The sequence below is a fragment of the Mycobacterium sp. 155 genome, assembly GCF_000373905.1.
In the GTDB taxonomy this organism is placed as follows: domain Bacteria; phylum Actinomycetota; class Actinomycetes; order Mycobacteriales; family Mycobacteriaceae; genus Mycobacterium.
The window spans coordinates 441,668-455,780 of sequence record NZ_KB892705.1 but is presented as its reverse complement, the minus strand read 5'-3'; the positions used below and the strand labels follow the sequence as shown (position 1 = coordinate 455,780).

Below are 14,113 nucleotides of genomic sequence, written 5' to 3'. Positions count from 1 at the left end.
ACGGCGAACCGTTAGCCCACGAGTAGAACACAAGAAGTTTGGGTGGTCGTCCTAGTGTCTGCGCAGGAAGAGCCGCTGCGATTGCTGGACGACAGCGAGAATAGCCCGCTTTCAGGCGGGAAGCAAGCAACTCCCATGTGGGGCGTGTTGTCGTCAGTTGCGGACCGCAACACCCGACATCCACCGGACCCCGCGACCCACCGTCATCTCGTGCACCGCGAACCCGTTGGCAGTGCCGTATTGGAACGCCTCCGCGGGTAAACCGGCCCCGAAACTCAGACCGAGCACGGACGGTCCGGCGCCCGACAGCACTGCTGCCACTCCCCAACGCCGCAGTGTCTGCAGATATTCCGCCGAGGCCGGCATCGCCGCCGCACGCTGCGGCTGATGCAGCACATCCTCGGTGGCATCCATCAGCAAATCGGGCCGCTCGGTGAGCGCCACCACAAGCAACGCCGCCCTGCTGATGTTGAACCGGGCATCGACGTGGCTGACCTGCTCCGGCAGCAAGACTCGAGTCTCGGCGGTCGACGACCGCTGCTGCGGCACCGCCGAGAACAACCGGATGTCGGGATGCAACCCGATCTGCGTCGCCGCGTATCGCGGGGATTCGCCCAGACCGCCCGAGGTATCCGTCCAGGACACCACCGCGCCACCGAGCACCGCGGCCGCAGCGTTGTCCGGATGCCCCTCGAACTCGCTGGAGAGCTGAATCAGCTGACCCTCGCCCATGGGATTCGAACCCGCCTGTGTCACAAGGCCATTGACTGCCGCCAAACCGCCGACCACCGCGGCGGCAGAGGATCCCAATCCGCGGGAATGGGGAATATCGTTGCGGCAGCGCACGATCAGTCCGGAGGCGGTGTATCCGGTCGCACGCAGACCCGCTTCGATAGCACGGACCACCAGATGCGTTGCATCCAGTGGAACTTGGCCAGCACCCTGCCCTTCAACCTCCACCTGAAGACCGGATTCTGTTGTCTCGACGACGATCTCGTCATAGAGACTGAGCGCCAGCCCCAGGCTGTCGAAGCCCGGGCCCAGGTTCGCACTCGATGCGGCGACTACGGCGGTGGCGGTGATCCCGACCGGCAGGACTTGACTCACGATGGCTCAGACCAGTCCCAGTTCAGCGACGACGGCCATCGGGTCGACAGGCAACGGGGCGACCGGCGGCATGCCACGCAGCGCGGTGTCGGGGTCTTTGAGCCCGTTGCCCGTGACGGTGCACACCACGGTGGAACCACGCTTGATCCAGCCGTCCTCGATCGACTTCAGCAGGCCCGCGATGCTCGCCGCGGACGCCGGCTCCACGAACACGCCCTCGGAACGGGCGACCAGGTGGTAGGCGGCGAGGATTTCCTCGTCGGTGGCGGCCAGAAAACGGCCGTTGGACTGCTGCTGGGCCTCGACGGCCGAGTTCCACGAGGCCGGCGACCCGATCCGGATCGCGGTCGCGATGGTCTCGGGCTCCTTGACGGGCTCGCCCAGGACCAGCGGGGCCGCTCCCGCGGCCTGGGTACCCAGCATGCGGGGCAGCCGGTCCGACAATCCGTCGCGGTGGTACTCGGTGTAGCCCTTCCAGTACGCGGTGATGTTGCCCGCGTTACCGACCGGAAGCGAATGCACGTCGGGGGCGGTACCCAGCGCGTCGACGATCTCGAACGCGGCGGTCTTCTGCCCCTCGATGCGGTACGGGTTGACCGAGTTGACCAGCGCGATGGTCGGGAAGTCGGCGGTCATCTTGCGCGCCAGTTCCAGGCAGTCGTCGAAGTTGCCGTCGATCTGAATGATCTTGGCGCCGTGCATGACCGCCTGAGCGAGCTTGCCCATCGCGATCTTGCCCTGCGGGATGAGCACCGCGCAGGTGATGCCGGCCCGCGCAGCGTATGCGGCCGCCGACGCCGACGTATTGCCCGTCGAGGCACACAGCACCGCCTGCTGACCCCGCGCCACCGACTCGGTGACGGCAACGGTCATGCCACGGTCCTTGAACGACCCGGTCGGGTTGAGTCCCTCGACCTTGAGATGCACTGTGCAGCCGGTCTGCTCGGAGATCCGCTTCGCATGGATGAGCGGGGTACCACCCTCCAGCAGGGTGACCGGTGACCAGTCGTCACCGATCGGCAGCCGGGCGCGGTACGCCTCGATCAGGCCCGGCCACGGCCGGTGCACTGGGGCTACTGCATTCATGCGTCTGTCCCTTCCATACGGAGCACGCTGTTGATGGTCTGCACCACGTCGAGATCGGCGAGGGCCTCGACGGTCTCGGACAGTGCCGCGTCCGTCGCCTGGTGGGTCACCACGACGATTCGCGCGCCGCACGGCGCGCCGCCCTCGTCGACCATGCCCTCCTGCCGAACCTCGGCGATGCTGACCTCACGCTTACTGAACTCGGCTGCGACCGCAGACAATACGCCCGGGCGGTCAGCGACATTCATGTTGACGTAGTAGCGGGTCGGGATGAAACCGATGGGCGCGATCTTGAGCTCGGCGTACTTCGATTCACGCGGACCGCGGCCACCCTGCACACGGTTACGGGCGGCCATCACCACATCGCCCATCACTGCCGACGCGGTCGGTGCGCCGCCGGCACCCTGCCCGTAGAACATCAGCCGGCCCGCGGCCTCGGCCTCGACCACCACGGCGTTGAACGCGCCGTTGACCGCGGCCAGCGGATGGGTCAGCGGGACCAGCGCGGGATACACTCGCGCCGAGACCCGTTGCTTGCCTTCGTCGGTGGAAATCCGCTCGCAGATCGCCAGCAGCTTGATGGTGCAGCCCAGCGCGCGCGCCGAGGCGAAGTCCTCGGCGCTGACCTTGGTGATGCCCTCCCGGTAGACGTCGTCGGCAGTCACCCGCGTGTGAAACGCGATCGACGCCAGGATCGCGGCCTTGGCGGCGGCGTCATAGCCCTCGACGTCGGCCGTCGGATCGGCCTCGGCATAACCCAGCGCGCTGGCGTCGGCCAGTGCGCTGGCGTAATCCGCTCCGGTGCTGTCCATCTCGGACAGGATGTAGTTGGTGGTGCCGTTGACGATGCCGGCCACCCGCAGCACGGTGTCACCGGCCAACGACTGGGTCAGCGGACGAATCACCGGGATGGCACCCGCCACGGCCGCCTCGAAATAGAGGTCGACGTGGGCGTTCTCGGCAGCCTGCGCCAGCTCTCCGGTCGACTGCGCCATGAGTGCCTTGTTCGCGGTGACAACCGACTTGCCCTGTTCGAGCGCCGAGAGGATGGCCTTGCGGGCCGGCTCGACGGGGCCCATCACCTCGACGACGATGTCGACATCGTCGCGCGACACCAGACCGTCGATGTCATCGGTGAGGAGATCCGCCGGGACGCCACGGTCGTCGGAAACCCGACGCACGCCGATCCCGCGCAACTCCAGGGGCGCACCGATCCGCGCCGCGAGGTCCGTAGCGCTCTCGTTGATGATGCGCACGACTTCGCTGCCGACGTTGCCCAAACCCAATACCGCTACGCCGATCGACTTCTTGCCGCTCATACGTCGCTCACCTCCAGACTCAACAGATCGGTGACGGTCTCCCGCCTCAACACCAGCCGCGCGTGGCCGTCCTTGACCGCTACCACCGCAGGGCGGCCGAGCAGGTTGTACCGGCTCGACATCGAATAGCAGTAGGCGCCGGTGGCAGCTATACCGAGCAGGTCGCCCGGCGCGATGTCGTCGGGCACCCAGGTGTCACGCACGACGATATCGCCGCTCTCGCAGTGCTTTCCGACAATCCGAGCCAGCGTCGCGGGCGCTTCGCTGACCCGCGAGACCAGCCGGGCGTCGTACTCCGCGGCGTACAGAGAGGTTCGGATGTTATCGCTCATGCCGCCGTCGACGCTGACGTAGCGTCGCTGTGCGGTCGGGCTGATGGCGACATCCTTGACGGTGCCGACCTCGTAGAGCGTGACCGTCCCGGGGCCGGCAATGGCCCGCCCGGGCTCCACCACCAGTTTGGGCGCAGGCAGGCCGACAGCGGCCGACTCGTTGCGCACGATGACCTTGAGCTTGTCGGCCAACTCACCCATCGGCGGCGGATCGTCATCGGGCAGGTAGGAAATACCCAGTCCCCCACCGAGATCGACGATCGACATCTGTGCGGTCTTGTCGATCCCGAACTCTGCCACCACATCCCGCAGCAGGCCGATGACCCGGTGCGCGGCCAACTCGAAGCCGTCCACGTCGAAGATCTGCGAGCCGATGTGGCTGTGCAGGCCGACCAGCCGCAGGTTGTCGGTCGCGAATACGCGGCGCACAGCGTCCATCGCGGCGCCACTGGCCAGCGACAGGCCGAACTTCTGGTCCTCGTGCGCCGTGGAGATGAACTCGTGGGTGTGCGCCTCGACCCCCACGGTCACCCGGACCAGGACGTCCTGCACGATTCCCGCCGCTGCGGCGATGGCGTCCAGGCGCTCGATCTCGATCAGCGAGTCCACCACCACATGACCCACTCCGGCCCTCACCGCCGTGGTCAGCTCTTCGACAGATTTGTTGTTGCCGTGCATGGTGATTCGCGGCGCGGGAAAACCGGCATGCAACGCGACAGCGAGTTCTCCGCCCGTCGCGACGTCCAACGAGAGACCTTCTTCATCGACCCAACGGGCGATCTCGGTGCACAGGAACGCCTTGGCCGCATAGTGCACGTACTCGCCACCCCCGAATGCCGCGGCGATGTCACGGCAGCGCGACCGGAAGTCGTCCTCGTCGATGACGAACAGCGGGGTGCCGAACTGGGCAGCCAGGTCGCTGACGCTCACTCCGGCGATGGACACGACCCCGTCGGCACGGCGAACGAGATTGCGGGGCCACACATTCGGGGCGAGCAGCAGGATTTCGTCGGGGGTCTGCGGCCGCGCAGGCGCCCCGGGATGATGCATCTCCTCGGCGTGGCGAGGCCCGGCGGGGTGTGCGTTCACATCCGCTCCGGTGCGGTCACGCCGAGGATCACCAGACCGTTGGCGATCACCTGACGGGTGGCCTGGCACAACGCCAGCCGCGCCGAGTGCAGCTCGCTCGACTCCTCATCGCCCTGCGGCAGCACCCGGCAGGCATCGTAGAACCGGTGGTAGTCCCCCGCCAGATCCTCCAGGTACCGGCACACGCGGTGCGGTTCACGCAGCGCCGCGGCCATTTTGAGCACGCGCGGGAACTCGGCCAGGTTGCGGATCAGCGTGCCCTCCTTGTCGTGGGTCAGCAGATCCAGGTGCGCGGTGTCGGCCGTGACACCGAGATCGGCGGCGTTGCGGGCCAGCGCGCACAACCGCGCGTGCGCGTATTGCACGTAGTAGACGGGGTTTTCGTTGGATGCGCTCGACCACAGGGCCAGGTCGATATCGATCGGGGTGTCGACCGAGGAGCGGATCAGCGAGTAACGCGCGGCGTCGACGCCGATGGCCTCGACCAGGTCGTCGAGGGTGATGACGGTGCCAGCCCGCTTGCTCATCCGCACGGGCTGTCCGTCGCGGACCAGGTTGACCATCTGGCCGATCAGCACCTCGACGGTGTCCGGGTCGTCGCCGAGCGCTGCGGCAGCGGCCTTGAGCCGGGCGATGTAGCCGTGATGGTCGGCGCCGAGCATGTAGATGCACAGATCGAAACCACGCTGGCGCTTGTCCAGGTAGTAGGCCAGATCGCCGGCGATGTAGGCCGGGTTGCCGTCGCTCTTGATGACGACGCGGTCCTTGTCGTCGCCGAACTCGGTGGTGCGCAACCAGGTTGCGCCGTCCTTCTCGTAGATGTTGCCGGTCTCACGCAGCTTGGCGATGGCCTGCTCGACGCGGCCGGAGGTGTGCATCGAGTCTTCGTGCGTGTACACGTCGAAGTCGGTGCCGAATTCGTGCAGCGATTCCTTGATGTGGGTGAACATCAGGTCGACGCCGACCGCGCGGAATACTTCCTGCTGTTGATCGGCGGGCAGGCTGAGCGCATCGGGACGCTTGGCGAGCACGGCCGCCGCGATGTCGCTGATGTAGGTGCCCGCGTAGCCGTCCTCCGGCGTCGGCTCGCCCGTGGCCGCAGCGACCAGCGACCGCGCGAACCGGTCGATCTGGGCGCCGTGGTCGTTGAAGTAGTACTCGCGGGTGACGTCGGCGCCCTGCGTCGACAGCAGCCGGCCTAGCGCGTCACCGACAGCGGCCCAGCGCGTGCCACCGATGTGGATCGGCCCCGTCGGGTTGGCCGAGACGAATTCGAGGTTGATCTTCTGCGCGAGTTCGCTGGAGTTGCCGTATCCACCAGCCGCGGTCAGCACGTCGGTGACGATGACGCCCTGCGCGGAAGCCTCGATCCGCAGGTTGACGAATCCCGGGCCGGCAACGTCGGCTGCAGCAATACCGTCGGTGCTGCTCAGCGCAGTCGCCAACCAACCGGCCAACTCCCGCGGATTGACACCGACCTTCTTGCCCAGCTGCAACGCGATGTTGGTGGCGTAGTCGCCGTGCTCAGGGTTGCGCGGGCGCTCGACCGTGACGGTCGCCGGCAGCGCGGCGGTGTCCAGGTCATGGTCGGTCAACACTGCCGTGGCAGTGGCCTTGAGCAGCTCGGCAAGGTCGGCGGGGGTCACGGGGGTCCATCCTATGGGCTGAGCACTCACGCCCCGAATCCGTGTTCCGCTTCCCATGCGCTACGCTAGCGGAGCCCAACGGCGCAGCTGTGCTCAGCACCGCGCCCCCGTAGCTCAGGGGATAGAGCGTCTGCCTCCGGAGCAGAAGGCCGCAGGTTCGAATCCTGCCGGGGGCACCAAACCTGACCTGCATCGCAACCCCCGTCAGCGGATTCTGCCCACAGCCGCACGTCTAAGCAAGCATGCGGGCCAAGGCGACGCGGCCCTGGCCGGCGATCAGTGCGGTACCGCGAATCCTTCCGGCGTCGTGAAGGTAAATGGCGGAGTAGCCACCGATGTCTCCGGCGCTTCTCCGGCCGTCGTTTCCGTAACGGTCTCGCCGGTCGTCATCTCGGGCTCAGACCACATCTGCACGCCGGCGGGCGCCTGGCTCGCCAGCACCCCGACAGTGCCCATGGCAGCCGCGGCGACCAGCCCAACACCAGCCGAAACCGTCTTGAGCCGTTTGCGATTCTTCTTCAATTCCACCTCTGACCACCCCACTCGGTCGCGGGTCGACCCGCCCCGGATTGAGCGGGTCCTACCGTTTGCAATCAACGGTTCACAGCAGTTATTCCGGGATTCCCCAAATTTTTCGATCCGAAACCACAGCCCGCTGACGTGAAATACCCAGCAAGAGGCCAATTTTCGCATGTCAGACGGCATTTTGGCAGTCGGCGGCCTACTATCCGAGTGCGTCGATTCTCCGCTCGATGGCGACCAAAGTGTGCTCAGCCCAACGAATGTTCTCCTGCTCAAAGGAGATTCCGCGTAGCAAGGTCAGATACGGGCCTACCCGTGGGGCCTCATTCAAGAACTGCTCCTCGGTGCGCCCGTCGAGCAGAACGCTGCGGCTACGTTCATAGCGGGCGAGTTTCGCGGTCGCGCGTTGTGCGAGTTCGGCTATCCACTCGCGGACTGCGACAGCGTCCCCGGCATCCATGGCAGCCACCTTGACCAACAATTCATCGCGGATCATCGAGGGCTTGGGCGGTATGGCGGTGAACTGGCGCAGCGTGGCACGGCCAGCTTCGGTCAGCGAGTACATCCGTTTGTTGGGCCGCCGGTCCTGGTGGACCACCCTGGCCTGGATCAATCCGTCCTCGGCCAATCGGTCGAGCTCGCGGTAGAGCTGCTGGGGTGTAGCCATCCAGAAATTGGCCACCGAGGCATCGAACCCTTTGGCCAGGTCATATCCCGACGATTCGCCGTCTAGCAGGGCGGCGAGCACCGCGTCACGAAGTGCCACGTCCGAATCGTACAACTCGAATATTCATAAAATTGATTAATCACATTATGGACAACCAGGGCTGACACCGATACCGTTGCCACCAATACCCAACAAATTGACTATGCGAGGTGTTGGATGCATCCCTTCCGACAGGCCGTCGAAGCGCGCGACGAAGACGCCATGACGGCTCTCCTAGCTGAAGACGTGGTGTTCACCAGCCCTGTGGCCTTCAAGCCTTACCCCGGCAAACCGATCACGGCCGCGATCCTGCGCGGGGTCATGCGAGTGTTCGAGGATTTTCACTACGTCCGCGAGATCGCCGATGCGGGCGGTCACGATCACGCCCTGGTGTTCGAGGCGACCGTGGCCGGCAAGAAGATCACCGGGTGCGATTTCCTGCATCTGAACGCCGACGGCCTGATCGACGACTTCATGGTTATGGTGCGGCCACTTTCGGGGGCTCAGGCGCTGTCCGAGGCGATGGCCGCACAGTTCGGCCGCATCCAGGCCGAGGCGCTCGACGAAATCAACACGCAGCAGGCGTAGGCGCGACGAGGCAAAGGACACAATCATGCGCATCGGTTTGGGCATCAACTATGCCGGCGGATTCAAGGAGGTCGCGGCCGAGGTTGCCGACCTCGAACGGGCCGGTGTCGACATCGTCTTTGTGCCCGAGGCATATTCGTTCGACGCAGTGAGCGCGCTGGGCTACCTGGCCGCCTGCACCGACCGCGTTCAGCTGGCTTCGGGCATCCTGCAGATCTACACCCGTACCCCCACCCTGACCGCGATGACCGCCGCTGGACTCGACTACGTATCCGACGGCCGGTTCATCCTGGGTCTCGGCGCGTCGGGACCACAGGTCATCGAAGGCTTCCACGGCGTGCCCTACGACGCCCCGATCGCGCGGACCCGTGAGATCGTCGAGATCTGCCGACGGGTATGGCGTCGCGAAGTCCTCGAATTCTCCGGGGACCACTACACCATTCCGCTGCCGCCCGATCAGGGCACCGGCCTCGGCAAAGCTCTCAAACTCATCAATCACCCGGTCCGGGAACGTATCCCGATCCTGCTCGCCGCACTCGGACCCAAGAACGTCGAACTGGCGGCCGAAACCGCCGAGGGATGGCAGCCGATCTTCTATCTGCCCGAGAAGGCCGGCGACGTCTGGGGGGACGCGCTGGCGGCGGGTAAAGCCAAGCGTGATCCGGAGTTGGGGCCGCTCGACGTCTACGCCGGCCCCGCGCTCGCCATCGGCGATGACGTCGAGCCACTGCGCGAGTTCGTCAAACCCCATGTAGCGCTGTACATCGGCGGCATGGGCGCCAAGGAGAAGAACTTCTACCATCGTCTGGCGACCCGCTACGGCTACGGCGCAGAAGCCGACCGGATCCAGGAGCTCTACCTGGCCGGCAAGAAGGAAGCCGCGGCCAAAGCTGTTCCCGACGAACTCATTCGGGACATCTCGCTGATCGGCCCGGCCGGATTCGTCAAGGAGCGCATCGAGGCCTTCCGCGAATCGGGAGTTACCGTGCTCAACGTCGTCCCGATCGCCGCGACGCCCGCGGATCGGGTGAGGCTCATCGAACAACTGCGCAACCTCACAAACGAGTAGTCCACTACTCAAGGCACGAGGTCGATGACGGCCTAGCGTTTCGCACATGCCTTCCGAACAGCACGTGATCGATCACGTGATCGCGGCCGCCTCCACCACCCCCGGATCCGTGCCGGGTCCTGGAAGAAGTCACGCTCAACGAAGTGATGCGCCAGCTGCTCAAGGTCAGCCGCGACGTCGCGGCGCTCAACAAACGACTCGACGCGCGCCGGCCATGACCGGCCTGCCCCGGATCTACGTGCAGATCCCCGCCTATCGCGACACCGAGTTACCGAAGACCGTCCTGGATCTGTACAGCAAGGCCGCCGCACCTGAGCGGCTGCGTACCTGCGTGATCTGGCAGCACGCCCCTCACGAGACGCTGCCGCCCGAGGTGCGGGAGCTACCCGGAATCGAAATCGTCGACATCGACGCCGACCGCAGCCGCGGCTGCAACTGGGCCCGGTCGATGGCTCAAAAACGTTGGCAGGGAGAGGAATACACACTCATCATCGATTCGCACCATCGCTTCGCCCGAGGCTGGGACATCGCGGCGACCGCGATGCACCGGCAACTGGCCGACCAGGGTGTCCGTAAGCCGTTGCTGACGGCCTATCTACCGGCCTACGACCCCCGACGCGAACCTGGTGCCAGGCGCAAGCGGCCGTATCGAATCATCCCCCACGGCAGGGACCACGGCATTCTTACCAAGCTGGCCAGCACGCCCATACCGTGGTGGACCAGCCTGACCGAGCCCGTGGCGGCCGACTTCGTGTCGCTACACTTCATCTTCACCGCAGGCGAATTCAACCGCGACATCCGCTTCAGCCCCCGCATCTACTTTTTCGGCGACGAGGTGGTCACCAGCGTCCTGGCGTATACCCACGGATACGACCTTTATCACCCGCATCGCGTCCTGGGCTGGCATTGCTTCGACCGTGCCGGCCGGATACCGCATTGGAACGATCGCCCCGGCTGGCACGACCAGCACGAGCGATCGCTGTCGGTGATGCGCCGGTTCTTCGCCGGTGACTACATCGATGACGTACTCGTCCTGGGCACCGAACGGACCGTCACGGAGTTCGAAAACCACACTCGCACACCGCTGGTCGCGGCCGGATGACGACGCCGGCGGAGCGTCTGGACCGTGATCGGCGTCGCCATGCGCGCCGGACGGATTCCCCGATCCGGTGATGGACCACGGTGCACCACGGGTCCCGATCCCAACCTCATCTTCGACCCACGTCAATAACCCTGCACTGGCAGGCCATCACACCTACGATGCGATCACTGTCAATGAGGCGGACCGAGGAGTGCGATCGTCATGAACCAGCCGCCGGTCGCCACGTCTCCTGACACCGGCAGCACCGCGCTGTCCCAGCGCCAGATCGTGTTCATGGTTGCGGCGCTCGTCGCGTCAGTGATCTCGTTCCAACTCAACGCCACCATGGTGGCTCCGGCCTACCACGCCATCACCGCCGAGTTGGGCCCCAATGCCTTCGTGGCGATGTCGACGTATTTCTATCTGGCCGGCGCCATCGCGAACGTGGTGCTGATCCGGTGGAGTGACTACATCGGCCGCAAACGCGTGCTGCTCGCCATCATGATCGTGCTGTGCATCGGCACAGTGCTGTGCATCTTCTCCACGTCGCTACCGCTGTTCGTTCTGGGCCGCGCGCTGCAGGGCGGGTCGAACATCACCTTCGGTCTGGCGTTCCTCATCATGCGTGAGCGGCTCAGCGGCCCGATGTTCGGTGTGTGCTGCGGTGTGATCTCCTCGATCAACGGTGGCGTGGCCGGTGGCGACGCGCTGCTCGGCGGGCTGATGGTCGACCACCTCGGCTTCCGGTCGATCTTCGTGCTGATCCTGGTGGTCGGGCTATTCGGACTCGGATTCGCCTGGAAATCAGTGCCTTCCGACGAGCCCGGCAGTCGTTCACCGGGTCGGATGGACTGGGTCGGTGCGGTGCTGATCTCTCTGACGGTGGGCGGCATCAACCTGTTCTTCGGCGCCGGTGGGCACGAGGGCTGGACGTCGCGGCCCGCGCTCATCTGGATCACCGTCGCCGTGCTCGCCCTCGTCGCGCTCATCGTCGTGGACAGCCGAATCGCGCATCCACTGATGGCCATCAAGCACATGCGCTCACGGGAGGCGTGGCCGCTGATCGTTGTGACGATCCTGGTGATGGGTTCATTCATGGTGGTCACGGGTTTCCTGATACCTGCCCTGGCCGAGGACACCGACTCCGGTTTCGGCCACAACGCCACCATGACGGCGCTGTTGTTCCTCACCCCGGCCTCGATCGTGCAGGTGATCGCGGGTCCGTTCGTCGGAAGACTCGCAGTACGCATCGGCTTCGTCACCGTGCTGCGTGCGGGAATCGTTTCCTCCGTTGCGGTTACGGCATTGCTGGCGGTGTTCGCCAAACAGGAACATCTGATCATCGGGCTGACGGTGCTCTACGGGCTGGCCTTCAACGCCGTGTTGTTGACGGCCATGAGCTCACTGGGCGTTCTGCAGGCCTCCGACGAGGAACCGGGTGCGCTACCGGGTATCGCCAATGCCAGCTACGGTATCGGAGCATCACTCGGATTCGCTTGGGCCGGACCCATTGTCGGGAGCGGCACCGATACGACGTTCCAGCACGCTTTCTGGGTCTGTATGACCATCGGGTTGGCTGCGCTGGTCTTCAGCCTCATCCTCAAACCCAAACCCGGCTCGTTGGTGGCCACGGCCACGCTATCGCATTAGCGCTCAGGACCTTCGGATTACCCGTTGTTCACCGAGGTTCATCCGGGATTAATGTGGCCACTCCTTGAGCCGGAGGTTATCCCCCCAGCCGAGTCTCGGGAAAACGCAGTGTCGCCGGGCGCGACAACTTCGTAGGTTGAAGGCATGGTCGCAATCAGCGAAACCGTCGCTCCCGCACCCGTCCGGTCCCGGTCGTTGCCACGCAACATCGGCGTGACGCCGACCGCGTCGATGATCACCGGCGCCGCGGTGGCGCTGGTCTGGTTCTGGATTCCGTTGTCCATCATCGTCATCGGCATATCATCGATCCCGTCGCTGATCGGATTCGCGCTGTCGGCCGTGCTGTTCGTCTACCTGATGCGGGGCGTCGAGTGGGTGGAACGCACCCGCAGCGAAGCGGTGTTCGGCCTCGTCGAGGAGCGTTACGCAGCAGACCTGATCGCCTCGGACACAAAAGGTTTCGGTTATCTCCTGAAGGACCGGGTCGCCGATGTTCCGGCCTTCCTCGACGCCGTCGCGGTGGTGGACAGCGGCGGCACGGTGCTCGACCCCGAGGTGGTGGCACAGATCTTGGTGCGTTCCCACCGGCGCAGCGCGCTGGACCAACTGACCCCGCGCCAACGCGACGTGCTGCAGCTCATGGCGGAAGGCAGGACGAACTCGGCCATCGCCACCGCACTGCACATCTCGGTCGGCTCGGCCGAGAAGCACATCGCCTCGATCTTCACCAAACTCGCCCTGGCTCCGGACGAGAGCGAAAACCGCCGCGTGCTGGCAGTGCTCCGCTATCTCGAGTCATAGCTGAACATCAACACCGGGAAGGACTTCCACAGTGCAGACGCTCACGCCCTCGCTACCCGTCGCCCAGCCGCCGCAACTGTCGCCGGGCGGGCGCTCCGCCTTCCGGCTGACACTGATCGCCATCGCGACACTGGTGGCCGCCACCACCGTCGCGGCACTGGGCGTGACCGCCTGGGGTGTCAGCACGCTGCGGGTCATCACCGACAGCCGGACGTTGCCGTCGACCATGCGCACCCTGCTCAACACCACGCACAGCGGCGCGCATCAGCTGTCGGTGAGCAGCGACGGCGACGACACCCGCATCTCCATCGCGGGTAATCCAGGCCCGATGCTGGCCTGGGCCCGTGGCGGGGAGATCACCGTCTCGCTGCCACCCGACCTGGCCCGTCGGCTGAGCGTGCGGACCGAACAGGATCTCGGCGCCGTCATCGCCGAGGCCGATTTGGACCAGCTGACCGCCCGCACCACGGAGGGAGCGATCCTCCTGCGCGGCGCTGCGCGGCGGATCGAAGTGCACACCGTCGACGGTGATGTGGCCACCCGCGATCCCATCGCGGTCACACAACAGTTCATCGCCAACTCGTCCAACGGTGATGTGGTGGTGCAGGAGCTCAGGCCTGGGCACCACTGACATCGGGGGACATCGAGTAGCGACGTGATCACCCCGTCGCGTCTCGGTCACGTCAGGTTGCCGACCCTGTCAGCCCAGGGGTTAACTCGATCTAATGGCCATCAGTTTCAACCACACCATCGTCGCCGCCAAGGACCGGCAGCAGTCAGCGGACTTCTTCACCGATCTGTTCGGTCTCCCCAGCGCCAAAGAGTTCGGCCCCTTCCTCGCGGTGACGCTCAATCACGGTGTCAGCCTGGACTACGCCCAGGCGGGCCCCGATGAGGCCGTCCGGCCCCAGCACTACGCGTTCCTCGTATCCGAGGACGAGTTCGACGCGATCTTCGGCCGTATCCGCGACCGCGGACTGCAGTACTGGGCGGATCCACGGGCCGTCCGGCCGGGCGAGATCAACCACAACGACGGCGGCCGCGGCGTGTACTTCGAGGATCCGTCCGGGCATCGCCTGGAGATCATCACCCGGCCGTATGGCGGCTGAGCGTTTCG

General features: G+C 65.5%; 14 protein-coding genes and 1 tRNA gene. 8 read left to right on the top strand and 7 right to left on the bottom strand.

The features are described from left to right. Window positions 1-153 precede the first annotated feature (153 nt). The 5 genes from thrB to argS are packed head-to-tail and all read right to left on the bottom strand — an operon-like array spanning window position 154 to window position 6,579. A complete protein-coding gene (thrB, locus tag B133_RS0102120) occupies window positions 154-1,107 on the bottom strand; it encodes a homoserine kinase (RefSeq protein ID WP_018599064.1) in 954 nt (317 codons plus the stop codon). A 6-nt stretch (window positions 1,108-1,113) separates the two neighbouring features. Next, window positions 1,114-2,193: a threonine synthase gene (thrC, locus tag B133_RS0102115; protein ID WP_026255874.1), complete on the bottom strand. Its 1,080-nt coding sequence runs from the start codon at window positions 2,191-2,193 to the stop codon at window positions 1,114-1,116. Beyond that, on the bottom strand, window positions 2,190-3,512 hold the full coding sequence (locus B133_RS0102110) for a homoserine dehydrogenase (RefSeq protein WP_018599062.1): 1,323 nt from the start codon (window positions 3,510-3,512) through the stop codon (window positions 2,190-2,192). The genes thrC and B133_RS0102110 overlap by 4 nt, the downstream gene beginning before the upstream one ends. After that, a complete protein-coding gene (gene lysA / locus B133_RS0102105) occupies window positions 3,509-4,894 on the bottom strand; it encodes a diaminopimelate decarboxylase (RefSeq protein WP_198291027.1) in 1,386 nt (461 codons plus the stop codon). Before lysA ends, B133_RS0102110 begins: the two co-directional genes overlap by 4 nt. Window positions 4,895-4,929: 35 nt before the next feature. Further along, window positions 4,930-6,579, bottom strand: a complete 1,650-nt coding sequence (gene argS / locus B133_RS0102100; protein WP_018599060.1) for an arginine--tRNA ligase — start codon at window positions 6,577-6,579, stop codon at window positions 4,930-4,932. 103 nt (window positions 6,580-6,682) lie between these two features. Here argS and B133_RS0102095 point away from each other — a divergent pair. Continuing rightward, window positions 6,683-6,758 (top strand) — tRNA-Arg (locus tag B133_RS0102095). Window positions 6,759-6,855: 97 nt separating this feature from the next. Here the strand turns inward: B133_RS0102095 and B133_RS0102090 are convergent. Both B133_RS0102090 and B133_RS0102085 read right to left on the bottom strand, forming a co-directional pair. Beyond that, on the bottom strand, window positions 6,856-7,107 hold the full coding sequence (locus tag B133_RS0102090; protein WP_018599059.1) for a hypothetical protein: 252 nt from the start codon (window positions 7,105-7,107) through the stop codon (window positions 6,856-6,858). A gap of 196 nt (window positions 7,108-7,303) precedes the next feature. Continuing rightward, on the bottom strand, window positions 7,304-7,867 hold the full coding sequence (locus tag B133_RS0102085) for a PadR family transcriptional regulator (protein ID WP_026255873.1): 564 nt from the start codon (window positions 7,865-7,867) through the stop codon (window positions 7,304-7,306). Window positions 7,868-7,984: 117 nt separating this feature from the next. On the opposite strand from B133_RS0102085, the gene B133_RS0102080 reads away from it, so the two are divergent. The 7 genes from B133_RS0102080 (at window position 7,985) to B133_RS0102050 (ending at window position 14,105) form a co-directional block, all read left to right on the top strand. Continuing rightward, window positions 7,985-8,395: a nuclear transport factor 2 family protein gene (locus tag B133_RS0102080; RefSeq protein ID WP_018599057.1), complete on the top strand. Its 411-nt coding sequence runs from the start codon at window positions 7,985-7,987 to the stop codon at window positions 8,393-8,395. Between the two features lie 25 nt (window positions 8,396-8,420). After that, on the top strand, window positions 8,421-9,464 hold the full coding sequence (locus B133_RS0102075) for an LLM class F420-dependent oxidoreductase (RefSeq protein WP_018599056.1): 1,044 nt from the start codon (window positions 8,421-8,423) through the stop codon (window positions 9,462-9,464). 214 nt (window positions 9,465-9,678) lie between these two features. Beyond that, a complete protein-coding gene (locus tag B133_RS22270; protein ID WP_018599055.1) occupies window positions 9,679-10,566 on the top strand; it encodes a GlcNAc-transferase family protein in 888 nt (295 codons plus the stop codon). A 201-nt stretch (window positions 10,567-10,767) separates the two neighbouring features. Next, a complete protein-coding gene (locus tag B133_RS0102065) occupies window positions 10,768-12,195 on the top strand; it encodes an MFS transporter (RefSeq protein WP_018599054.1) in 1,428 nt (475 codons plus the stop codon). Window positions 12,196-12,339: 144 nt separating this feature from the next. After that, complete coding sequence (locus B133_RS24760; RefSeq protein ID WP_018599053.1) at window positions 12,340-12,996, top strand: LuxR C-terminal-related transcriptional regulator; 657 nt, start codon at window positions 12,340-12,342, stop codon at window positions 12,994-12,996. 31 nt (window positions 12,997-13,027) lie between these two features. Further along, window positions 13,028-13,627: a hypothetical protein gene (locus tag B133_RS22260; protein WP_018599052.1), complete on the top strand. Its 600-nt coding sequence runs from the start codon at window positions 13,028-13,030 to the stop codon at window positions 13,625-13,627. Between the two features lie 94 nt (window positions 13,628-13,721). Next, on the top strand, window positions 13,722-14,105 hold the full coding sequence (locus tag B133_RS0102050) for a VOC family protein (protein ID WP_018599051.1): 384 nt from the start codon (window positions 13,722-13,724) through the stop codon (window positions 14,103-14,105). Window positions 14,106-14,113 lie beyond the last annotated feature (8 nt).

Bases quoted from the DNA above. Each gene is read 5' to 3' on its own strand.
- thrC (WP_026255874.1), bottom strand. From the start codon at position 2,193: ATGAATGCAGTAGCCCCAGTGCACCGGCCGTGGCCGGGCCTGATCGAG.
- B133_RS0102110 (WP_018599062.1), bottom strand. From the start codon at position 3,512: ATGAGCGGCAAGAAGTCGATCGGCGTAGCGGTATTGGGTTTGGGCAAC.
- lysA (WP_198291027.1), bottom strand. From the start codon at position 4,894: ATGCATCATCCCGGGGCGCCTGCGCGGCCGCAGACCCCCGACGAAATC.
- B133_RS0102080 (WP_018599057.1), top strand. From the start codon at position 7,985: ATGCATCCCTTCCGACAGGCCGTCGAAGCGCGCGACGAAGACGCCATG.
- B133_RS0102075 (WP_018599056.1), top strand. From the start codon at position 8,421: ATGCGCATCGGTTTGGGCATCAACTATGCCGGCGGATTCAAGGAGGTC.
- B133_RS22270 (WP_018599055.1), top strand. From the start codon at position 9,679: ATGACCGGCCTGCCCCGGATCTACGTGCAGATCCCCGCCTATCGCGAC.
- B133_RS0102065 (WP_018599054.1), top strand. From the start codon at position 10,768: ATGAACCAGCCGCCGGTCGCCACGTCTCCTGACACCGGCAGCACCGCG.
- B133_RS24760 (WP_018599053.1), top strand. From the start codon at position 12,340: ATGGTCGCAATCAGCGAAACCGTCGCTCCCGCACCCGTCCGGTCCCGG.
- B133_RS0102050 (WP_018599051.1), top strand. From the start codon at position 13,722: ATGGCCATCAGTTTCAACCACACCATCGTCGCCGCCAAGGACCGGCAG.